This window comes from Streptomyces sp. NPDC048182, assembly GCF_043202555.1.
Classification (GTDB): Bacteria; Actinomycetota; Actinomycetes; order Streptomycetales; family Streptomycetaceae; genus Streptomyces.
In genome coordinates this window covers 1-19202 of the sequence record NZ_JBIDAQ010000007.1, presented here as the reverse complement: position 1 = coordinate 19202, position 19202 = coordinate 1, and the positions used below count along the sequence as shown (strand labels likewise).

General features: G+C 75.4%; 19 protein-coding genes. 10 read left to right on the top strand and 9 right to left on the bottom strand.

The genetic code is table 11. The features are described from left to right. Positions 1 to 8: 8 nt before the first annotated feature. Positions 9 to 1043, bottom strand: coding sequence for a LacI family DNA-binding transcriptional regulator (locus ACGFZL_RS15555; protein WP_393691948.1), 1035 nt, complete (start codon positions 1041 to 1043; stop codon positions 9 to 11). Between the two features lie 92 nt (positions 1044 to 1135). Next, positions 1136 to 1813, bottom strand: coding sequence for a helix-turn-helix domain-containing protein (locus ACGFZL_RS15550; RefSeq protein WP_355173251.1), 678 nt, complete (start codon positions 1811 to 1813; stop codon positions 1136 to 1138). Positions 1814 to 1963: 150 nt separating this feature from the next. Between ACGFZL_RS15550 and ACGFZL_RS15545 the strand changes: the two genes are divergently transcribed. Further along, positions 1964 to 2527, top strand: coding sequence for an NADPH-dependent FMN reductase (locus tag ACGFZL_RS15545; protein WP_393691946.1), 564 nt, complete (start codon positions 1964 to 1966; stop codon positions 2525 to 2527). Between the two features lie 117 nt (positions 2528 to 2644). Continuing rightward, positions 2645 to 3838, top strand: a complete 1194-nt coding sequence (locus tag ACGFZL_RS15540) for a CaiB/BaiF CoA transferase family protein (protein ID WP_393692528.1) — start codon at positions 2645 to 2647, stop codon at positions 3836 to 3838. Positions 3839 to 3850: 12 nt separating this feature from the next. Here ACGFZL_RS15540 and ACGFZL_RS15535 read toward each other — a convergent pair whose 3' ends face one another. Next, positions 3851 to 4276, bottom strand: a complete 426-nt coding sequence (locus ACGFZL_RS15535; protein WP_355173247.1) for a PPOX class F420-dependent oxidoreductase — start codon at positions 4274 to 4276, stop codon at positions 3851 to 3853. A gap of 109 nt (positions 4277 to 4385) precedes the next feature. Continuing rightward, entirely contained in the window at positions 4386 to 5282 is an 897-nt protein-coding gene (locus tag ACGFZL_RS15530; RefSeq protein WP_393691944.1) for an NAD(P)-dependent oxidoreductase, read from the bottom strand. Positions 5283 to 5375: 93 nt separating this feature from the next. Here ACGFZL_RS15530 and ACGFZL_RS15525 point away from each other — a divergent pair, with 93 nt between their 5' ends. The 5 genes from ACGFZL_RS15525 (at position 5376) to egtD (ending at position 10573) form a co-directional block, all read left to right on the top strand. Further along, a complete protein-coding gene (locus tag ACGFZL_RS15525) occupies positions 5376 to 5831 on the top strand; it encodes a type II toxin-antitoxin system PemK/MazF family toxin (RefSeq protein ID WP_355173243.1) in 456 nt (151 codons plus the stop codon). A gap of 332 nt (positions 5832 to 6163) precedes the next feature. Beyond that, positions 6164 to 7468 carry an ergothioneine biosynthesis glutamate--cysteine ligase EgtA gene (egtA, locus tag ACGFZL_RS15520; RefSeq protein WP_393691942.1) on the top strand — a complete coding sequence of 435 codons (1305 nt, stop codon included), beginning with the start codon at positions 6164 to 6166 and terminating at the stop codon, positions 7466 to 7468. Then, positions 7465 to 8802: an ergothioneine biosynthesis protein EgtB gene (egtB, locus tag ACGFZL_RS15515; RefSeq protein ID WP_393691940.1), complete on the top strand. Its 1338-nt coding sequence runs from the start codon at positions 7465 to 7467 to the stop codon at positions 8800 to 8802. Before egtA ends, egtB begins: the two co-directional genes overlap by 4 nt. Continuing rightward, complete coding sequence (gene egtC / locus ACGFZL_RS15510; protein WP_393691938.1) at positions 8802 to 9614, top strand: ergothioneine biosynthesis protein EgtC; 813 nt, start codon at positions 8802 to 8804, stop codon at positions 9612 to 9614. The genes egtB and egtC overlap by 1 nt, the downstream gene beginning before the upstream one ends. Continuing rightward, positions 9611 to 10573, top strand: coding sequence for an L-histidine N(alpha)-methyltransferase (egtD, locus tag ACGFZL_RS15505; RefSeq protein WP_393691936.1), 963 nt, complete (start codon positions 9611 to 9613; stop codon positions 10571 to 10573). Before egtC ends, egtD begins: the two co-directional genes overlap by 4 nt. Positions 10574 to 10622: 49 nt before the next feature. Here egtD and ACGFZL_RS15500 read toward each other — a convergent pair whose 3' ends face one another. After that, a complete protein-coding gene (locus ACGFZL_RS15500; protein ID WP_393691934.1) occupies positions 10623 to 11885 on the bottom strand; it encodes an extracellular solute-binding protein in 1263 nt (420 codons plus the stop codon). A gap of 215 nt (positions 11886 to 12100) precedes the next feature. Between ACGFZL_RS15500 and ACGFZL_RS15495 the strand changes: the two genes are divergently transcribed. Further along, a complete protein-coding gene (locus ACGFZL_RS15495; protein WP_355173231.1) occupies positions 12101 to 12316 on the top strand; it encodes a dodecin in 216 nt (71 codons plus the stop codon). A gap of 21 nt (positions 12317 to 12337) precedes the next feature. On the opposite strand, the gene ACGFZL_RS15490 is transcribed toward ACGFZL_RS15495, so the two are convergent. Beyond that, a complete protein-coding gene (locus tag ACGFZL_RS15490) occupies positions 12338 to 12832 on the bottom strand; it encodes a hypothetical protein (protein WP_393691932.1) in 495 nt (164 codons plus the stop codon). Between the two features lie 51 nt (positions 12833 to 12883). Between ACGFZL_RS15490 and ACGFZL_RS15485 the strand changes: the two genes are divergently transcribed. Further along, on the top strand, positions 12884 to 13903 hold the full coding sequence (locus ACGFZL_RS15485; protein ID WP_393691930.1) for an LLM class flavin-dependent oxidoreductase: 1020 nt from the start codon (positions 12884 to 12886) through the stop codon (positions 13901 to 13903). A gap of 86 nt (positions 13904 to 13989) precedes the next feature. Next, entirely contained in the window at positions 13990 to 16335 is a 2346-nt protein-coding gene (locus ACGFZL_RS15480; RefSeq protein ID WP_393691928.1) for an ATP-binding cassette domain-containing protein, read from the top strand. Positions 16336 to 16372: 37 nt separating this feature from the next. Here the strand turns inward: ACGFZL_RS15480 and ACGFZL_RS15475 are convergent, their stop codons facing one another. From ACGFZL_RS15475 to ACGFZL_RS15465, 3 genes are all read right to left on the bottom strand, one after another. After that, positions 16373 to 17311 carry a PRC and DUF2382 domain-containing protein gene (locus tag ACGFZL_RS15475; RefSeq protein WP_355173223.1) on the bottom strand — a complete coding sequence of 313 codons (939 nt, stop codon included), beginning with the start codon at positions 17309 to 17311 and terminating at the stop codon, positions 16373 to 16375. 81 nt (positions 17312 to 17392) lie between these two features. Next, complete coding sequence (locus tag ACGFZL_RS15470) at positions 17393 to 18202, bottom strand: lysophospholipid acyltransferase family protein (protein WP_393691926.1); 810 nt, start codon at positions 18200 to 18202, stop codon at positions 17393 to 17395. Continuing rightward, complete coding sequence (locus tag ACGFZL_RS15465; protein WP_393691924.1) at positions 18199 to 18990, bottom strand: GNAT family N-acetyltransferase; 792 nt, start codon at positions 18988 to 18990, stop codon at positions 18199 to 18201. The genes ACGFZL_RS15470 and ACGFZL_RS15465 overlap by 4 nt, the downstream gene beginning before the upstream one ends. Positions 18991 to 19202: the final 212 nt, after the last annotated feature.

The following is a 19202-nucleotide window of genomic DNA, read 5'->3' as shown; positions in this document are numbered from 1 at the left end:
GCCGCGGGTCAGCTCGACTCGCGGTGCACCACCGCGGTGCCCAGCACCTTGTGCCGCTCGGTCGCGGCGCCGGGGTCGTGGACCAGGCGGTCGACCAGCGCGGCCAGGTCGCGGCCCGAGGGCAGTTCCAGGTGGACGGTGCTGAGCCGGGGGCGCAGCAGCCGGCCGAGCATGAGGTCGTCGGCGCCGATCAGGGCCGTCTCGTCCGGCACGGCGACGCCCTCGTCGGCCAGGGCGCGCATCAGCAGCATCGCGTACTCGTCGTTGTAGGCGAACACGCCGTCCAGGCGCAGCTCGCGCCAGCGGGCGGCGAGGCGTGCGGCGGCCTGTTCCGTGTAGGCGAGGGGCAGCGGGACGACGGTGGCGGCGGTGCCCCGCGCGGCGCGGCGCACGCCGGCCAGGCGCGGTGCCGAGAAGGCCTCGAGTCCCGGTTCCTCGGGCACGAGCACGCCGATCCGGTCGCGGCCCCGGTCCAGGAGGTGGCGGCCCGCGCAGCGGCCCACGGCCTCCTGGTCGGTGAGGAGGGCGTGGGCGCCCTCGACGAGGTCGGGTCCGAAGGTGATGACCGCGCGGGCGCCGGAGCGCTTGAGGACGTCCACGCCTCGCGGCCCGAGGCCGGAGCCCGGCACCAGGACGGCCACGGGCCGCAGTTCGGCCCAGGCGCGGGCGGCCTCGTCGCCGTGCTGGGGGACGGTGCCGTGCTGCACCACGGTGTAGTCGAGCCGCCCGAGCGCCGCCTGGAGATCGCCGAGGAAGCGGCTGTACAGGGGGCCGACGGGGAAGGACGGCGCCGGCATCAGCACCATCCGGCTGTGTCCGGCGCGCAGGGCGCGGGCGGCGGCGTGCGGGACGTAGCCGAGTTCCCGCGCGGCCTCGCGGACCCGGCGGCGGGTGGGCTCGCTGATCCGGACGGTGCCGTTCTCGTTGAGGACGTAGGAGACGGTGGCGCGCGAGACGCCCGCGAGGCGGGCCACGTCGGCGCTCGTGGGGACGGGGCGCGGCGCCGGGGACGCCGGCGCGGGTGTGTTCGGTATCTGCGCCATCACGTACCGCATCCTGGCAGAAGCGCCCGGGCGCTCGGCGGGCGGGGACGCCGGCGGACGTGGGTACGCCTGCGAGCGCGGGGTGGCGCGGCTCAGCTCGCCGGGGCGCGCTCTCCGGTCATCCGGGCCACCAGGTCCAGCCAGCCCCGCTCCAGCCGGGCGGGCGGCACCCCGCACTGCTGGGTCAGGTGGTGGACCAGGGCCGGGTCCAGATAGCCGAGCAGTGTGTGCGAGAGGACCTCGCTGTCGGCGTCCGGCGCGGCCTGGCGCAGCAGCAGGGCGACATGGCCCCGCAGGAAGCGACGCGGCGGGGAGGTGTAGCGGCGCTCGGGGCCCGGCTCGGCGGCGAGTTGGAGGTCCAGCTCCGCGATGGTGCGGTGCAGCAGCGCGGTGCCGAAGGCGCGCAGCCGCTCCGCCGGGGGCGCCCCGGGGCCGAGCGGCGGCGGGCCGCTCAGCAGCGCCGCCTGGAACCGCCGCTCGGAGTGGTCGAGCAGGGCCATGAGCAGGCCGGTGCGGTCGCCGAAGCGCCGGAAGACGGTGCCCTTGCCCACCGAGGCGGCGGCGGCCACCGCCTCCATCGTCAGGGCGGCCACGCCCTGTTCGGCGATCAGCCGGGCGGCGGCCTCCAGGAGCCGGGCCCGGTTGCGGGCGGCGTCGGCCCGCAGGCAGGGGTCCTCCTCGGACCCGGTGCCGAGGCTGATCAGCTCGTGGCGGCCGTGGCTCTCCTGGCGCTCCGGGGGCGTGGTGAAGGGGGGCGGGGCGGCGGACATGTCGCCAGCGTAAAGCATCGGGAACAGAACTGGACCGTGGTCCGTTTGGGATGCTAGACAGTAACCGGACCTCGGTCCGGATCGCCCCACGCGATACCGGGTGCGACTGCCGCGCCCGTACCGCCGTTTCCGTAGCCTTTGGGAGTTCTCATGTCTGTCCGCATCCTCGCCCTCGTCGGCAGCCTCCGCGCCGGCTCGCACAACCGCCAGCTCGCCGAGGCGGCCGTCAAGCTCGCCCCGGAGGGCGTCGAGGTGCAGCTCTTCGAGGGTCTCGCGGAGATCCCGTTCTACAACGAGGACATCGACGTGGCGGACGGCGCCCCGGCCCCCGCCGTCGCGCTGCGTGAGGCCGCCCAGTCCTCCGATGCCTTCCTCTTCTTCACCCCGGAGTACAACGGCACCATGCCGGCCGTGCTGAAGAACTCCATCGACTGGCTGTCCCGCCCGTACGGCGCCGGCGCCTTCGCCGGCAAGCCGGTCGCCGTGGTCGGCACCGCGTTCGGCCAGTACGGCGGCGTGTGGGCGCACGACGACGCCCGCAAGTCCATCGGCCTGGCCGGCGGCAAGGTGATCGAGGACCTCAAGCTGTCCATCCCCGGTTCGGTGACCCGCTTCGCCGAGCTGCACCCCTCGGACGACACCGAGGTGGCCGCCCAGCTGACCGAGGTCCTGGCCCGCCTCCGGGAGCACGCCGGCGAGACGCTGGCCGCCTGACCGGCCGCGACACCGGGAGCCGCGTTGACAGCGGCGGGCCGGGCGCCGTAGAAATCGGCGCACACGGCCTGCCGCGCGGACGCCCCGCCGACGGGCGCCAGTCCGGCGGCGGGAGACATCGGCGTGCAGCGGCTTCCCCTGTCCGGCGTCACCGTGGTCAGCCTGGAGCAGGCCGTCGCCGCGCCCTACGCCACCCGGCAGCTCGCCGACCTCGGGGCCAGGGTGATCAAGGTCGAGCGCCCGGGCGAGGGCGACTTCGCCCGCCGCTACGACACGGCGGTGCACGGCCTTTCGAGCTACTTCGTCTGGCTCAACCGCTCCAAGGAGTCCCTCACCCTCGATCTGAAGGAGCCCCGGGGCCGGGCCGTCCTGGACCGGCTTCTCGACGGCGCCGACGTGCTGGTGCAGAACCTCGCGCCCGGCGCCGCCGGCCGCCTCGGCCTGGACCCCGCCGCCCTCGCCGGCCGCTTCCCGCGGCTGGTCCCCTGCACCATCTCGGGCTACGGCACCAGCGGGCCCTGGGCCGACCGCAAGGCGTACGACCTGCTGGTGCAGTGCCAGACCGGTCTGGTCTCGCTCACCGGCACCCCCGAGGAGACCGCCCGGACCGGCGTCTCCGTCGCCGACATCGCCGCCGGGATGTACGCGTACAGCGGTGTCCTGACCGCCCTGTACACCCGGGCCGTCACCGGTGAGGTGCACCCGGTGGAGGTGTCCCTCTTCGAGGCGCTGGCCGAGTGGATGGGCCAGCCCGCCTACTACACCGAGTACGGCGGCACCCAGCCCCCGCGCCTGGGCACCCGGCACGCCACCATCGCGCCCTACGGCGCCTACCGGGCCGCCGACGGCCGCGAGGTGCTGCTCTCCGTGCAGAACGAGCGCGAGTGGGCCGCCCTGTGCGCGGACTTCCTCGGCCGGCCCGACCTGACCGCCGACCCGCGCTTCGCCACCGGCGCCGACCGGGTCGCCCACCGGGCCGAGCTGGACGCGGTCGTGGCCGGGCGGGTCGCCCGCTCCGACAGCGCCGACGTGCTGGCGCTGCTGCGGGAGACCGGCGTGGCCTGCGCCGGCGTCAACGACGTCGACGCGTTCCTCGGCCACCCGGTGCTGGCCGCCCGGGACCGCTGGGGCGAGGTGTCCCTGCCCGGCGGCACGCGGGTACGGGCGCTGCGCCCGCCGGCCGACCTCGCCGGGGTGCCCGTCCGGATGGACCCGGTGCCCGCGGTGGGCGAGCACACCGAGGCGATCCTCACCGAGCTGGGCCACTCCCCCGCCGACATCGCCGCGCTGCGCGCGGACGCGGTGGTGTGACGCCGGGAGGCGTCAGCCGGCCGCCTGGTCGTTGTCCTTCAGGTCGCCCCAGCCGTGCCAGCGCTCGACCTCGATCCGGGCGCTGACCCGGCCGCGCTCCCGGTTGGGGTAGGGCTGTCCGCCGTAGTGCGTGGAGAGGCGGTCGATGTCGGTGAGGTCGCCGTCGTCGCGGATGTCGGTGACGCGGCCGATCAGCGTGACGTGGGTGTACCAGTTGTCGGCGTCGAGCACCGTGAGCGTGACCCGGGGGTCCTTGCGCACGTGGTTCAGGCGCACCCGCCCCTCGTCGAAGTTGATCAGCACCCGGCCGTCGTCCTCCCACAGGTACCAGGTGGGCGTCGAGACGGGCGCGCCGTCGGCCCGCACGGTGGCCATGACGCAGGGGTTGGGGCGGCGCAGCAGTTCGACGGCCTCGGGCGGCAGCGGGGGCTTGGACACGGGGGCTCCTTCGCTCGGCTCTGCTTCACTTCGCTCGACGGACGCCGCACGGATGCTTCGCGGACGCGCGGCTTCCTGCCGCGGATTCCAGTACCCCGGACGACAGCCCTCAGCCCGGCTGCCCGGACCCGTCCGCGAAGCTGGCGAAGTAGGCCGCCGCCATGTCCTCACCGCCGTGCCCGAGCGCCTCGGCGCGGGCCAGCCGCCCGGCGCCGGCGGCGGCCACGTCCAGGCGCACCCCGTTCGCCTCGGCGGCCTCCACCACCAGCCGGGCGTCCTTGGCGGCGGTGGCGACGGCGAACTGGGGCGGCGTCAGGGCGCCGTCGCGGATCAGCCCGGCCTTGGCGTGCAGGTAGCCCATGTCGAGCGGGCCGCCGGACACGGCGTCCAGGAAGCCGTCCGCGTCGACGTCCAGCGCCTCGGCGAGCGCGAGGGCCTCGCCGACCGCGTTGGTGGCGGCGATGATCCAGCTGTTGACGACCAGTTTGAGCCGGCTGGCGCTGCCGGCCGCACCGTCGTCGCCGGTCCACACGGTGCGGGAGCCGACGGCGTCGAAGACGGGCGTGACCGTCTCCCGCGCGGCGGCCGGCCCGGCGGCCAGGACCACCAGTTCGCCCGCCTCCGCGGGCCCGCGGGTGCCGAGCACCGGGGCGTCGAAGAAGGCGAGGCCGTGCTCGTCGGCGAAGGCGCCCAGCTCGCCGGCCGCGGCGGCGCCTGCCGTGCTGGACTGCACCCAGACCGTGCCGGGGCGCAGGCCGGGGGCGGCCCGGCGCATGACGTCGAGGGCGGCCGGGCCGTCGTAGAGCATGGTGAGGACGACGTCGGCGTCCCGGACCGCCTCCTCGGGGCCGTCGGCGATCCGCACGCCGTCGGCGGCGAGCGGCTCGGCCTTGTCGCGGCTGCGGTTCCAGGCCCGCACGGTGAGCCCGGCGCGGGCGAGGTTGCGGGCCATCGCGGCCCCCATGATGCCGGTGCCCAGGACGGTCACGCTCGGCTGGTCGGTCATGGTGCGCGTTCCCCTTCTCGTGAAGTTCGGCCGGTGATCCAGACTGCCACCCCGGCTCGGGGACCGCCCTGCGGGCTCCGTACGGTACGAAGCGTGAGCGCCTTCACCGAGAGCAACGACGACCAGGTCCCCGGCCGTTACGGGCCCCACGCGACCACCGAGGCCGACCCGCGGGAGGTGGGCCGGGTGCGCACCGAGTACTCCCCCGCGCACGACGGCGATCCCGACCCGGGCGAGATCGTCTGGACCTGGGTGCCCTACGAGGAGAACGACGGGCGGGGCAAGGACCGCCCGGTGCTCGTCGTCGCCCGCGAGGCGGCCGGCACGCTGCTGGCCGTGCGGCTGTCCAGCAAGCGGCACGACGGCGACCGGGAGTGGGTGGCCATCGGCAGCGGGCCGTGGGACCGGTCGGGGCGGGAGTCCTGGGTGGACCTGGACCGGGTGCTGCGCCTGCACGACGAAGGCATGCGCCGGGAGGCGTGCGCGCTGGACCGGATGCGGTTCGGCCTGGTGCGGCGGCGGCTGGCGGAGCGCTATGGCTGGACCTGACGGCCTCGCCCGCGCCGGACGGCACCGCGCGGCCGTCCGGCCGATGGCGCCACCCCCGTGCGCGCCATCGGCCGGACGTCGCGCGGTCTCCCCCGTCGTGCCCGTGAGGAGATCCTCGGCGATGCTGGGGAAGCGGTGCAATGGAATATCCCGGTCCGGGAACTCTCAGGAATGCCCGCCCCGACGACGGGGCACCGAGAGGATCGAGCCGGTAAGTCCTGATATGCACCCTTGTGCCGGGCGGCACGAGGGTCTTGGGTGGGACGAGTGTGCCGCTCGGGCCCGGCCGGGTCCGGGTCGAGGGCATGGTGGAATCTCAGGAGGATCCCGACATGTCAGATTCGGTAAGTGGCTGTATCCGGCCACGCACCGCTCTCACGGAGGCCGAGGTCGAGGCGCTGGTCCACGGCATCTGCTTCAAGACCGGGCCGCCCCGGCGCCTGGGCGTCGAGGTGGAATGGCTGGTCCATGAGCCGCGCGCGCCGTGGCTCCCGCTGGCGCCCGAGCGGCTCGATGCCGTCTACGACGCGCTGCGCCCCGTATCCCTGACCTCACCGCTGACCGTCGAGCCCGGCGGCCAGCTGGAGCTGAGTTCGCTCCCCGCCGACTCCCTGACGGAGTGCGTCGGGGCCGTCTCCGCCGATCTCGCCGCCGTCCGCGCGGTGCTCCGCGAGCACGGACTCGCACTGGCCGGCTTCGGCCAGGACCCCTGGCGCGACCCCGGCCGCTATCTGCGTCAGCCCCGCTACGACGCCATGGAGACCTGCCTCGACCGGTGCGGCCCGGCCGGCCGGGCCATGATGCGGGCCTCCGCCTCGGTGCAGGTGTGCCTGGACGCCGGGCACGAGGAGCCGGGTCCGCTCGGCTTCGTCCGCCGCTGGTGGCTGGCCCACCAGCTGGGCGCGGTCCTGGTGGCCGCGTTCGCCAACTCGCCGCTGGCCGGCGGCCGGCCCACCGGCTGGCGCTCCACCCGGCAGCTGCGCTGGACCCAGATCGGCACCGGCCGGGCCGGCGGCCCGCCGCTGGACACCGACCCGCGCGCCACCTGGACCCGGCACGTCCTGGACGCCCCGGTGATGTGCGTCCGCGGCGACGAGGGGCCCTGGCAGGTCCCCGAGGGCCTCACCTTCCGCGAATGGCTCAGGACCGGGGGACCGCGGCCGGCCACCCGTGAGGACCTGGACTACCACCTCACCACCCTGTTCCCGCCGGTCAGGCCCCGCGGCCACCTGGAGCTGCGCATGATCGACGCGCAGCCAGGCGACGACGGCTGGATCGTGCCGCTGGCCGTGGCGGCGGCGCTCTTCGACGACCCGGAGGCCACCGAGACGGCCTACCGGGCGGTCAAGCCGCTCGCCGAGCGCACGCTGGGACAGCCCGCGCCGCACAACCCGCTGTACCGGGCCGCGGCCCGCGACGCCCTGACCGACCCGGAGCTGCGGGAGGCGGCCGGCACCTGCTTCGACGCGGCGCTCGCCGCGCTGCCCCGGCTGGGGGCCGGAGCCGCGGTGACGGACGCCGTCGCCGCCTTCCGGGACCGCTATGTCGCCCGGGGCCGCTGCCCGGCCGACGACCTGCTCGACAAGGGGCCGGGCGGCGCGCGCCGCGGCCCGCACGGGAGGGACACCCGCTCATGACCGACACCGCCCCGACCGATCACGGGACCCTGGACCCCGAGAGCCTGCGCGAGCGGGCCCTGACCCACCTGGTCACCGCCCGCGACCGCACCACGCTGCTCACCAGCTGCGTGGAGGGCCCCGACCTGACCGGGCAGGTCTCGCCGCTGATGTCCCCGCTGGTGTGGGACCTGGCGCACATCGGCAACCAGGAGGAGCAGTGGCTGCTGCGCGCCGTCGGCGGCCAGGAGGCGATACGCCCGGAGATAGACAGCCTGTACGACGCCTTCGAGCACCCGCGCAGCGCCCGGCCCACCCTGCCGCTGCTGTCACCCGAGGAGGCCCGGCGGTACGCGGCCGACGTGCGCGGCCGGGCCCTCGGCGTGCTGGAGGCCGCCGCCTTCCAGGGCACCCGGCTCACCGAGGCCGGCTTCGCCTTCGGCATGATCGCCCAGCACGAGCAGCAGCATGACGAGACCATGCTGATCACGCACCAGCTGCGCAAGGGCCCGCAGGCCCTCACCGCGCCGGATCCGGAGCCGGTGGAGCTGTTCACCGGCCCCGCCGAGGTCCTGGTGCCCGGCGGCCCGTTCACCATGGGCACCTCCGACGAACCGTGGGCGCTGGACAACGAACGACCGGCGCACCGGCGGGAGGTGGCGCCGTTCTGGCTCGACACCACGCCGGTCACCAACGGCGCCTACCTGGCGTTCATCGACGACGGCGGCTACGACGACCCGCGCTGGTGGACCCCGGAGGGCTGGGAGCACGTCCGCCGGCAGGGCTTGCGCGCCCCGCTGTTCTGGCGCCGCGACGGCGGCCAGTGGCTGCGCCGCCGCTTCGGCGTCACGGAGGCGGTGCCGCGCGAGGAGCCGGTGCTGCACGTGTGCTGGTACGAGGCCGACGCCTACGCCCGCTGGGCCGGGCGGCGGCTGCCCACCGAGACCGAGTGGGAGAAGGCCGCCCGCTGGGACCCGGCCGGTGAGCGCACCATGCGCTACCCGTGGGGCGACGCCGACCCGGGCCCCGAGCACGCCAACCTCGGCCAGCGGCACCTGCGCCCGGCACCGGCGGGCAGCTACCCGGCCGGCGAGTCGCCGCTCGGGGTGCGGCAGCTGATAGGCGACGTGTGGGAGTGGACGTCCAGCGACTTCACGCCGTACCCCGGCTTCCGGGCCTTCCCGTACAAGGAGTACTCGGAGGTCTTCTTCGGCCCCGAGTACAAGGTGCTGCGCGGCGGTTCGTTCGCCGTCGGGACCGTCGCCTGCCGGGGCACCTTCCGCAACTGGGACTACCCGATCCGGCGGCAGATCTTCTCCGGGTTCCGCACCGCCCGCTCGGAGGGCGGCGCCTGATGTGCCGTCACCTCGCCTACGTGGGGCCGCCAGAGGCGCTCGGGCGGCTCCTGGTGGCGCCCGAGCACGGCCTGTACCGCCAGTCCTGGGCGCCCCGGCACCAGCGGTACGGCACGGTCAACGCCGACGGCTTCGGCGTCGGCTGGTACGCCGAGGGCGACCCGGTGCCGGCCAGGTACCGCAGGGCCGGGCCGATCTGGGCCGACCAGTCCTTCGCCGACCTGGCCCGGGTGGTGCGCGCCGGCGCGCTGCTCGCCGCCGTGCGGGACGCGACGCTGGCCGGCGCCGACGCCGAGGCCGCGGCGGCGCCGTTCGCCGCCGGCGCCTGGCTGTTCAGCCACAACGGCGCCGTCACTGGCTGGCCCGGCACCCTGGCGGAGCCGGCCCGCGCCCTGCACCCCGAGGACCTGCTGTCCCTGGAGGCGCGCAACGACTCGGCGCTGGTGTGGGCGCTGGTGCTGCGCCGGCTGCGCACCGGGCAGGAGGAGGGCCGGGCGCTTGGCGAGACGGTGCGGGAGGTGGCCGCGGCGGCGCCCGGCTCCCGGCTCAACCTGCTGCTGACCGGCGGCGACACCATCACCGCCACCACCTGGGGCGACACCCTGTGGTACCGCTCCCTGTCCGGCGGCGGCACGGTCGTGGCCTCCGAGCCCTACGACGACGACCCGCGCTGGCACGAGGTGCCCGACCGCACCCTGCTCCGCGCGAGCCGCACCGAGGTGCGGCTCACCGCGCTCACCCCGCTCGACGACGACCCGGCCGACGACGCCCTCGCACCCGCGACCGCATCCACCGAGGAGCCCCGCACGTGAGCCCGTACCGTCTCACCCGCACCCTTCCCGAGGACACCACCGGCGCCGCCCTGCGCGCCGACGTCCTGGCCGGTCTGACCAGCACCCCCAAGTGGCTTCCGCCCAAGTGGTTCTACGACGCCCGCGGCAGCGAGCTGTTCGAGGAGATCACCGCGCTGCCCGAGTACTACCCCACCCGCGCCGAGCGGGAGATCCTCATCGAGCGGGCCGGCGAGATCGCGGCGGCCACCGGCGCCCGCACCCTGGTCGAACTGGGCTCGGGCTCCTCGGAGAAGACCCGCCACCTGCTGGACGCGCTGACGGAGCTGGAGGCGTACGTCCCCGTCGACGTCAGCGGGAGCGCCCTCGACCAGGCCGGGCGGGCGATCACCGCCGAGCGGCCGGAACTCGAGGTGCACGCGCTGATCGCCGACTTCACCGCGCGGATGGCGCTGCCCGAGACGCCGGGTGCGCGCCTGGTGGCGTTCCTCGGCGGCACGCTCGGCAACCTGCTGCCCGCCGAGCGCGCCGCGTTCCTCTCCTCGGTACGGGCGCTGCTCTCCCCCGGCGACGCGCTGCTGCTCGGCACGGACCTCGTCAAGGACGAGGGGGTGCTGGTGCGCGCCTACGACGACGCGGCGGGCGTCACGGCCGCGTTCGACAAGAACGTGCTGGCCGTGGTCAACCGCGAACTGGGCGCCGACTTCGCGCTCGACGCCTTCGACCATCTCGCGGTGTGGGACGCCGAGCGGGAGTGGATCGAGATGCGGCTGCGCTCGCGCACCGCGCAGACGGTCAAGATCCAGGCGCTCGACCTGGCGGTGGACTTCGCCGCGGGCGAGGAGCTGCGCACCGAGGTGTCGGCGAAGTTCCGCCGCGAGGGCGTGCGGGACGAACTCGCCGCGGCGGAACTGGAGCTGACCCACTGGTGGACGGACGCGGAGGACCGCTTCGCCCTGTCCCTGAGCAAGGCGCGCTGAGCATGGCGCGCTGAGCCCGGGGCGCTGGGCGGCCGGCTCCCGCCGGGGTTCAGCGCCCCTCGGGGTCGAGCAGCTCGGTGAGGCGGCCGGCGGCCTTGTGGGCCTCGGTCTTCGCGTCGCCGCCGGTCAGCACCTTGGTCATGTACGCCTTGATCGGGTTGTCCGCCTCGACCGCGCTCCACTGGGGCGTGGCGGGCGTCGCCCGGCCCTCGGCGGCGCCGGCCGCCATGGCCGCGACGCCCTCCTCGCCGGCCACGGCGGAGGCGAGGCTCTCCTTGTTCGGCACGTAGTTCATGGTGCGGGCGAGCTGGGTGTTCCATTCCGCGCCCGCGAGGGCCGAGACGACGGCGAGGGCGCCGTCCTTCTCGTCGGTGTTCTTCGGGACGACGAGGTCGGAGCCGCCGGTGAACACCGCGCCGGGCTTGGCGGCGGTCTTGCCGGGCACCGGGAAGAAGCCGATCTTGCCCTTGAGTTCCGGGTTCTGCCGCACGATGGCCTGGGCGAGCCCGGGGACGGCGACGATCTGGGCGACCCGCCCCTCGGCGAACACGCCGGCCTGGGGCGGGTGTTCCTCGTCGGCGTTCGCGGGCCCCTCGCCGAGGGCGTGCAGTTCGCGGTAGAAGGCCATGCCGCGCAGGGCGGCCGCGCTGTCCAGGGTGCCGCGCCAGCTGCCGCCGCTCTCCCGGGCCAGGTCGCCGCCCTCGTCCCAGATGAAGCCGGAGAGGGTGTACCAGTCCTGTCCCGCGAGGTAGATGCCCTGGTCGTCGCCCTCGTCCAGCCGCCGGGTGACGTCCAGCCACTCCGCGCGGGTGCGCGGCGGCTTGGTGACGCCGGCCTGCTCGAAGAGGTCCTTGCGGTAGATGACGACGCGGTTGGCGGCGTACCAGGGGACGCCGAACTGCTGGGAGAGGTACTGCCCGGGCTGGGAGAGGCCGGGCAGCCAGTCCTCGATGCCCCAGTCGCGCATCGACTCCAGGGTGAGGTCCTGCAGCCGGCCGTCCTGCGCGTAGGTGGCGACCTGCGTGTTGCCGACCTCGATCGCGTCCGGCCCGTCGTCGCCGTCGCCCTTGAGCGCGGCCTGCACCTTCTCGCCGATGCCGGTCCACTCCTGGATCCGGATGTCGAGGTCGTACTTGGGGTGGTCCCGCTCGAAGTCGGCGGTGAAGCGCTTGAGGAAGTCCTGCGAGGCGCTGTCCTTCATCAGCCACACGGTCACCGTGCTCCGCTCGGAGCCGCCCTCCCCCGGCACGAGGCCGCAGCCGCTGAGCAGGGAGGCGGACACGCAGGCCAGGGCGAGGAGGCGACGTCTCACGAGGGGTCCTTCTGTCTGACGGACAGGCGGCGGACAGGGGTGTCCTGCGCGCGTGGGGAGACCCGACATGGGGGGAACGAACCGGGGGCTCGTACGGGTGCCCTGCATTTTGGTATGTACCAATGAGCGGGTCAAGGGGTCGTTTGGTCAAGGAGCCGCCGGGGCACCGGGGAGTGACGTACGCCTGCCCCGCAGGGACCGAAGGGAGCACCCGCATGTCCAACCACACCTACCGGGTCACCGAGATCGTCGGCACCTCGCCCGACGGCGTCGAGCAGGCGGTGCGCAACGGCATCGAGCGCGCCTCGCAGACGCTGCGCAACCTGGACTGGTTCGAGGTGACCCAGGTACGCGGCCAGATCGAGGAGGGCGGCGTCGCGCACTGGCAGGTCGGCCTCAAGCTGGGCTTCCGCCTGGAGGACGCCGACTGACAGCCGCATGCCTCGACGGCGTCAGGTGCGTCCCTCACGCTCCTGGGCGTCCCGCAGCTCCGCCGTGCGGGCCGTCGCCCAGCGCGCCCGGACCACCGTGAACCCGGCGCGCTCGGCGTCGCCGCAGACCAGCTCGTCGTCGTCCACCAGGACGCGGACCGTCCTGGTCCGGGCCAGCCGGCGCAGGATCTCCAGCTTCGTGCGCCGGGCGGGCCTGCGGTCGTGGTCGCCGCGCAGGTACACCCGCCCCTCGGGCAGCCCGTGCGCCGCCAGCCAGTCGAGCGTGTCGCGCCGGCAGCGCTCCGGGCGACCCGTCAGATAGACCACCTCGCAGTCGGCGGCCCGCTCGTGCGCCAGCGCGACGCCCTCGGCGAGCGGCGCGTCGTGCGGCGCGGCGGCGAAGAAGGCGTCCCAGTCGCGCGGGCGCCGCTCCAGGAAGCGCTGGCGGTGCGCGGTGTCGGCGAGGGTGTTGTCCAGGTCGAACACGGCCAGCTCGGGCTTGCGGTCGGCACTCACCACGTCAGGGTAGGCCGGGAATCCCCGCGCCGCCGAGGCGTTGCACCTGGTGTGAGTTCTTCGATCGCGTCGGCCCGCTTCTCCGTCCTCGACCGCTCCCGCATCCGGGCGGGCGGCACCGGCGCGCAGGCGCTGCGCGACACCGTGCGGCTGGCGCGGGAGGCGGAGCGGCTGGGGTTCCACCGGTTCTGGGTCGCCGAGCACCACGGCGTGCCCGGCGTGGCCGGCTCGGCGCCGACCGTGCTGGCCGCCGCCGTGGCGGCCGCGACCTCCGGCATCCGGGTCGGTACCGGGGGCGTGATGCTGCCCAACCACCGGCCGCTGGTGGTCGCCGAGCAGTTCGGCGTCCTCGAGTCGCTCTTCCCCGGCCGCGTCGACATGGGACTCGGCCGCTCGGTGGGCTTCACCGACGGGGTGCGCCGGGCGCTCGGCCGGGACAAGGACGACGCCGAGGAGTTCGCGGACCAGCTCGCCGAGCTGCTCGGCTTCTTCCGGGGCACCTCCGCCACCGGGGTGCACGCCCGGCCGGCCGAGGGGCTGACCGTGCCGCCGTTCGTCCTGGCCATGGGCGAGGGCGCGGACGTCGCCGCCCGCGCGGGGCTGCCGATGGTGATCGGCGACCTGCGCGACCGCGAGCGGATGCTGCGCGGCATCGACCGCTACCGCGCCGGCTTCCGGCCCTCGGTGTGGAGCCCGGAGCCGTACGTCGTGGTCTCCGGGACCGTCGCCGTGGCCGGCACCCCCGAGGCGGCCCGGCGCCTGCTGGTCCCGGAGGCGTGGGCGATGGCCCAGGCCCGCACCCGGGGCTCCTTCCCGCCGCTGGAGCCGGCCGGGGAGATCGAGGCCCGCGCGATGACCGCCAAGGAGCGCGGCTTCTACGAGGCCGGCCTGGACGGGCAGCTCGCCGGGACGGAGGAGCAGGTCGCCGACGCGCTGGAGTCGCTCCTTAAGGAGACCGGCGCCCAGGAGGTGCTGGTCACCACCAGCACCCACGACCGCGAGGCACTGCTCGACTCCTACCGGCGGCTCGCCCGGGTGGTGGGCACGAGGCAGGCGGACGGTCCGGCATAGGATCGGGGGGTTTGCCCCACTCCCCCGACCCGAGCCCGCACGACACGACCCGACCCCGCACGACCCGGCGCCCAGGAGTCCCCGCGATGACCAACCCCCACGATCCGTACGTCCGGGTGCGCGGCGCCCGCGAGCACAACCTGCGGGGCGTGGACGTCGACATCCCCCGGGACGTGGTCGCGGTCTTCACCGGGGTGTCGGGATCGGGCAAGTCCTCGCTGGCCTTCGGCACCCTCTACGCGGAGGCCCAGCGGCGCTACCTGGAGTCCGTCGCCCCCTACGCCCGGCGGCTGATCCACCAGGTGGGCGCGCCGAAGGTCGGGGAGATCACCGGGCTGCCGCCGGCGGTCTCGCTCCAGCAGCGGCGGGCGGCGCCGACCGCCCGGTCCTCGGTCGGCACGGTGACCGGTCTGTCCAACTCGCTGCGGATGCTGTTCTCCCGCGTGGGCCACTATCCGCCGGGCGCCGCGCGCCTGGACTCCGACGCCTTCTCGCCCAACACGGCGGCCGGGGCCTGCCCCGAGTGCCACGGCCTGGGCCGGGTGCACCGCACGAGCGAGAAGCTGCTGGTCCCCGACCCCTCGCTGTCCGTCCGCGAGGGCGCGATCGCCGCCTGGCCGGGCGCCTGGCAGGGCAAGAACCTGCGCGACGTGCTCGACGCGCTGGGCCACGACGTCGACCGGCCCTGGCGCGAACTGCCCCCCGCCGACCGGGAGTGGATCCTGTTCACCGACGAGCAGCCGGTGGTCACCGTGCACCCGGTGCGGGAGGCCGGCCGGATCCAGCGGCCGTACGAGGGCACGTACATGAGCGCCCGGCGGTACGTGATGAAGACCTTCGCGGACTCCAAGAGCGCCACCCTGCGGGCGAAGGCCGAGCACTTCCTGACCAGCGCGCCCTGCCCGGCCTGCGGTGGCGGCCGGCTGCGCCCGGAGGCACTCGCGGTGACCGTGGGCGGGCGGACCATCGCCGAGCTGGCCGGGCTGCCGCTGACCGGCCTCGTCGGGCTGCTGCCCACCGACGACGAGCCGGCCCGGGTGCTCACCGGCGACCTCACCTCCCGGATCACCCCGGTCGTGGAGCTGGGCCTCGGCTATCTGAGCCTGGACCGCTCGGCGCCGTCGCTGTCGGCGGGCGAGCTGCAACGGCTGCGCCTGGCGACGCAGTTGCGCTCGGGCCTGTTCGGCGTGGTGTACGTGCTGGACGAGCCCTCCGCGGGGTTGCACCCGGCGGACACCGAGGCGCTGCTGACCGTCCTGGAGCGGCTGAAGGCGGCCGGCAACTCGGTGTTCGCGGTGGAGCACGACCTGGCCGTGATGGGCGGCGCCGACTGGATCGTGGACGTCGGCCCGCTGGCCGGCGAGCACGGCGGACGGGTGCTGTACAGCGGGCCGGTGCCCGGCCTGGCCGAGGTGCCGGACTCCGCGACGGCCCGTTACCTCTTCGACCGCTCCCCCGCGCCCGCCCGCGCCCCCCGCACGCCCCGGGGCACCCTGACCGTCGGTCCTGTCACCCGGCACAACCTGCGGGGCGTGACGGCCGGGTTCCCGCTCGGCGTGCTCACCGCCGTGACGGGCGTGTCCGGTTCGGGGAAGTCGACGCTGATCGGCGCGATCACCGAGGAGGTGCCGGGGGTGGGCCGCCTCGTCGCCGTCGACCAGAAGCCGATCGGTCGCACCCCGCGCTCCAACCTGGCCACCTACACCGGCCTGTTCGACGTGGTGCGCAAGGTGTTCGCGGCGACCGGCGCGGCGCGCGAACGCGGGTACGGGGTCGGCCGGTTCTCCTTCAACGTGCCCGGCGGTCGCTGCGAGACCTGCCAGGGCGAGGGGTTCGTCAGCGTGGAGCTGCTGTTCCTGCCGACCACCTACGCGCCGTGCCCGGACTGCGGCGGTGCCCGCTACAACCCCGAGACGCTGGAAGTGGCGTACCGGGGGCGGAGCATCGCCGAGGTGCTCGACCTGACGGTGGAGGAGGCAGCCGGGTTCTTCGCGGACACGCCGGCGGCGGCGCGCAGCCTGGCGGCGCTGCTCGACGTGGGGCTCGGCTATCTGCGCCTCGGGCAGCCCGCCACCGAGTTGTCCGGCGGCGAGGCCCAGCGCATCAAGCTGGCGAGCGAGTTGCAGCGGGCCCGGCGCGGCGCGACCGTGTACCTCCTGGACGAGCCGACGACCGGGCTGCACCCGGCCGACGTGGCGGTGCTGATGCGGCAGGTGCACGGGCTCGCCGACGCCGGGCACACGGTGATCGTGGTCGAGCACGACATGGCCGTGGTGGCGCAGGCCGACCACGTGATCGACCTGGGCCCGGGGGGCGGTGAGGCGGGCGGCCGGATCGTCGCGGCGGGGCCGCCCGCCGAGGTGGCCCGGGCGGCGGACAGCGCGACCGCTCCCTACCTGGCCCGGGCCCTGGACGGTGCGGTGCGCCGGTGAACGGGTGTCACCGGCGCACGGCCTCGTGGTGCGGGGGTCATTCCCAGTCGCGGCCCCGCCGGGTGTCGTCCTCGACGCCCTCTTCGACGCCCTCGGTCTCGATCCGCTCCTTGCGGACCTGGCCCCGCACGGTCTCGTCCTCGACGTGCTCCTCGGTGGTCAGCCGGACGCGTTCGACCGGCACCGCCTCGGTCTCCACCACGGGACGCTCCTCGTGCAGCGTGACCTCGACCTCGTCCTCGCTGATGTCCGAGCCGGAGAGCGCGTCGCCCCGGTTGGCGTCGGTGATCGGCTCGCGCTCGACGCGGACCTCCTCGTGGCTGACCGGGATGGTCTGCTGGACCTCCTCCGTCACCACGTACTTGCGCAGCCGGGCCCGGCCGGTCTCGCGGCGCTCGACGCCGACGTGCATCTCCTCCTCGGAGCGGGTCATGGCGTCGTCGCCCCGCATGCCGGTGCGGCCGGCGGTGTCCGCGTACCCGGCCGTGCCGGTGGCGTCGGCGTACCCCGTGCTGCCGGTGGTGTCCGCGTAGCCGGTGCCGGCCTCGGCGTCGCTCATGCCCGACATGCCGGCCGTCCCGGCCGTGCCCGCCGCCGTGCCGGGGCCGGCGGCCCAGCGGCCGTCGTCGGTGCGCTCGGCCTCGGACAGGACGCTGTCCCAGTTGATGCCGTAGTAGTCGTAGAGCCGGTGCTCCTCGCTCTCCGACAGATGCCCGCCCGCGTCGACGTCGACATTGGGCGCGCCCTTGACCTCGTCCTTGCGGTAGGGGACCTCCAGGTGGTCCTCCACCAGGCTGGCGTCGCGGATGGGCACGAAGGACTCGTTGGAGCCGAACAGACCCGTCTTGACGCTCACCCACTCGGGGTGGCCGGTCATGTCGTCGAAGAAGACGTGCTTGGCGTCGCCGATCTTGTTGCCGTCCCCGTCGTAGACCGGGTGGTCCAGGACGTTGGCGATCTCTTCACGGGTGATCATCTGGCATCACCCTCCTTCCGGAGTGCCTGCCTTCCGGATGTCCTGATCGACAGACTGAAAACGGAGCAAAGCCGACAAAGTTCACAAACTTTTGGGCAGCGCTCTCCCCTCGTCACCGTCCGGCTGGGCGGCCCGGGCCAGCGAGCGGCGGTCGGAGTGCCGGCCGGGCGGGATGGCGGGGCACACCTCCACCTCGGCCACCAGGCCGCGCGCCGAGGCCACCCGCCACACCGAGGCGAGCAGGGTGTCCTCCCCGACGAACGCCGGTACGGTGCTCACCGCGCGGCCGTCCCATGCGCTCCGGTAGCGCAGCCGGACCGGCTGGACCGGGACCCCGGCGTCCAGGGCGGCCTGGAAGACGGCCCGGCGGAAGGTGCCGTGGGCGCGTCCGCACCAGGTGCTGCCCTCGGGGAAGACGGCGACCGCGGCGCCCCCGCCGAGCGCGCGTGCGACGCGGGCGACGGTGTCCGGCAGGGCCCGCGGCCGGTCGCGCTCTATGAACAGCGCGCCCCCGCGGGCGGCCAGCGGCCCGGCGACCGGCCAGCGCCGCACCTCGCTCTTGGCGAGCATCCTGGCCGGGCGCACCGCGGCGAGCAGCGGCACGTCCAGCCAGGAGACGTGCCGGGCGACGAGGAGCAGCCCGCCGGCCGGCGCCGCCGCCCCGGTGATGCGCACCCGCACCCCGGCGGCCCGCACGATCCACCGGCACCAGCGCCGCACCACGGCGGCGGGCACCCGGCCGGACAGCGGCGACAGCACGACCGCCGCCCCGGCGAGGACCAGCGCGGCGACGGCCGCGAGCCGCAGCACGGCGAACGGCGCCGCGGCCGTCCGGGCCGGGCCCACGCAACCCGCCGGGGTGCAGGGCGCGGTGGGCAGCCAGCCGCTCACCGGGCCGGCAGGAGGGAGCGGAAGTGCCGCAGGTAGCGCGGGGCGATCCGGTCCATCGGCAGCAGCACGTACAGGTCGGCGACGCCGAAGTCGGCGTCGTGCGCGGGCTCCCCGCAGATCCAGGCGCCCAGCCGCAGGTAGCCGCGCAGCAGGGCCGGCAGTCCGGCCCGGCCCGCGGGCCCGTCGGCGGGGGCGGACGCGGCGGCGGGCGGGACCCAGGGCAGCAGGGGCCGCACCCGGTACTCCTCGGGCGCCAGGTGCCGCGCCCGCACGTGCTGCCAGGTGGCGGCGGCCAGGGCGCCGCCGTCGGCGAGCGGGATCGAGCAGCAGCCGGCCAGCCAGGCGTGTCCCCGTTCGGCCATGTAGCGGGCTGTGCCGGCCCAGATGAGCCCGATGACCGCGCCGTCGCGGTGGGCGGGGTGCACGCAGGAGCGGCCGACCTCCACCAGGCCGGGGCGGATCGGGTCCAGCGGCGCGAGGTCGAACTCCGCCTGCGCGTACAGGCGTCCGGCGACCGCCGCGCGCTCCGGGGGCAGCAGGCGGTAGGTGCCGACGACCTCTCCGGTTCTCTCCTCGCGGACCAGCAGGTGGTCGCAGTGGGCGTCGAAGGGGTCGATGTCGTACCCGGGCTGCGGGGTGGTCAGCAGGGCGCCCATCTCCCCCGCGAAGACGTCGTGCCGCAGTCGCTGGGCGGCGCGCACGTCGTCCTCGTCGCGGGCGAGGGAGACGGTGTAGCGGGTGGGCGCCGGGGGCTGCGGGGGGCGGGGAGCGGTCAGTACGCCGGTCATGCGGGTCTCCTGTCCACGGGCCGGAGGCGGGGGGGGGGGGGGGGGGGGGGGGGGGGCCCCCCCCGCCGGGGGGGGGGGCGGGGGGGGGGGGGGGGGGGGGGGGGGGGGGGGGGGGGGGGGGGCGGGGGGGGGGGGGGGGGGGGGGGGGGGGGCCGGGGCGGGGGCGGGGGCGGGGGCGTTCACCGCGTCCGCGTCCGGGTCGGTCGCCGCGG

What these genes read in the sequence shown, in the direction of transcription:
- ACGFZL_RS15555 (WP_393691948.1), bottom strand. Translation starts at nt 1,043, where the DNA reads ATGGCGCAGATACCGAACACACCCGCGCCGGCGTCCCCGGCGCCGCGC.
- ACGFZL_RS15550 (WP_355173251.1), bottom strand. Translation starts at nt 1,813, where the DNA reads ATGTCCGCCGCCCCGCCCCCCTTCACCACGCCCCCGGAGCGCCAGGAG.
- ACGFZL_RS15545 (WP_393691946.1), top strand. Translation starts at nt 1,964, where the DNA reads ATGTCTGTCCGCATCCTCGCCCTCGTCGGCAGCCTCCGCGCCGGCTCG.
- ACGFZL_RS15530 (WP_393691944.1), bottom strand. Translation starts at nt 5,282, where the DNA reads ATGACCGACCAGCCGAGCGTGACCGTCCTGGGCACCGGCATCATGGGG.
- egtA (WP_393691942.1), top strand. Translation starts at nt 6,164, where the DNA reads ATGTCAGATTCGGTAAGTGGCTGTATCCGGCCACGCACCGCTCTCACG.
- egtB (WP_393691940.1), top strand. Translation starts at nt 7,465, where the DNA reads ATGACCGACACCGCCCCGACCGATCACGGGACCCTGGACCCCGAGAGC.
- egtC (WP_393691938.1), top strand. Translation starts at nt 8,802, where the DNA reads ATGTGCCGTCACCTCGCCTACGTGGGGCCGCCAGAGGCGCTCGGGCGG.
- ACGFZL_RS15495 (WP_355173231.1), top strand. Translation starts at nt 12,101, where the DNA reads ATGTCCAACCACACCTACCGGGTCACCGAGATCGTCGGCACCTCGCCC.
- ACGFZL_RS15480 (WP_393691928.1), top strand. Translation starts at nt 13,990, where the DNA reads ATGACCAACCCCCACGATCCGTACGTCCGGGTGCGCGGCGCCCGCGAG.
- ACGFZL_RS15475 (WP_355173223.1), bottom strand. Translation starts at nt 17,311, where the DNA reads ATGATCACCCGTGAAGAGATCGCCAACGTCCTGGACCACCCGGTCTAC.
- ACGFZL_RS15465 (WP_393691924.1), bottom strand. Translation starts at nt 18,990, where the DNA reads ATGACCGGCGTACTGACCGCTCCCCGCCCCCCGCAGCCCCCGGCGCCC.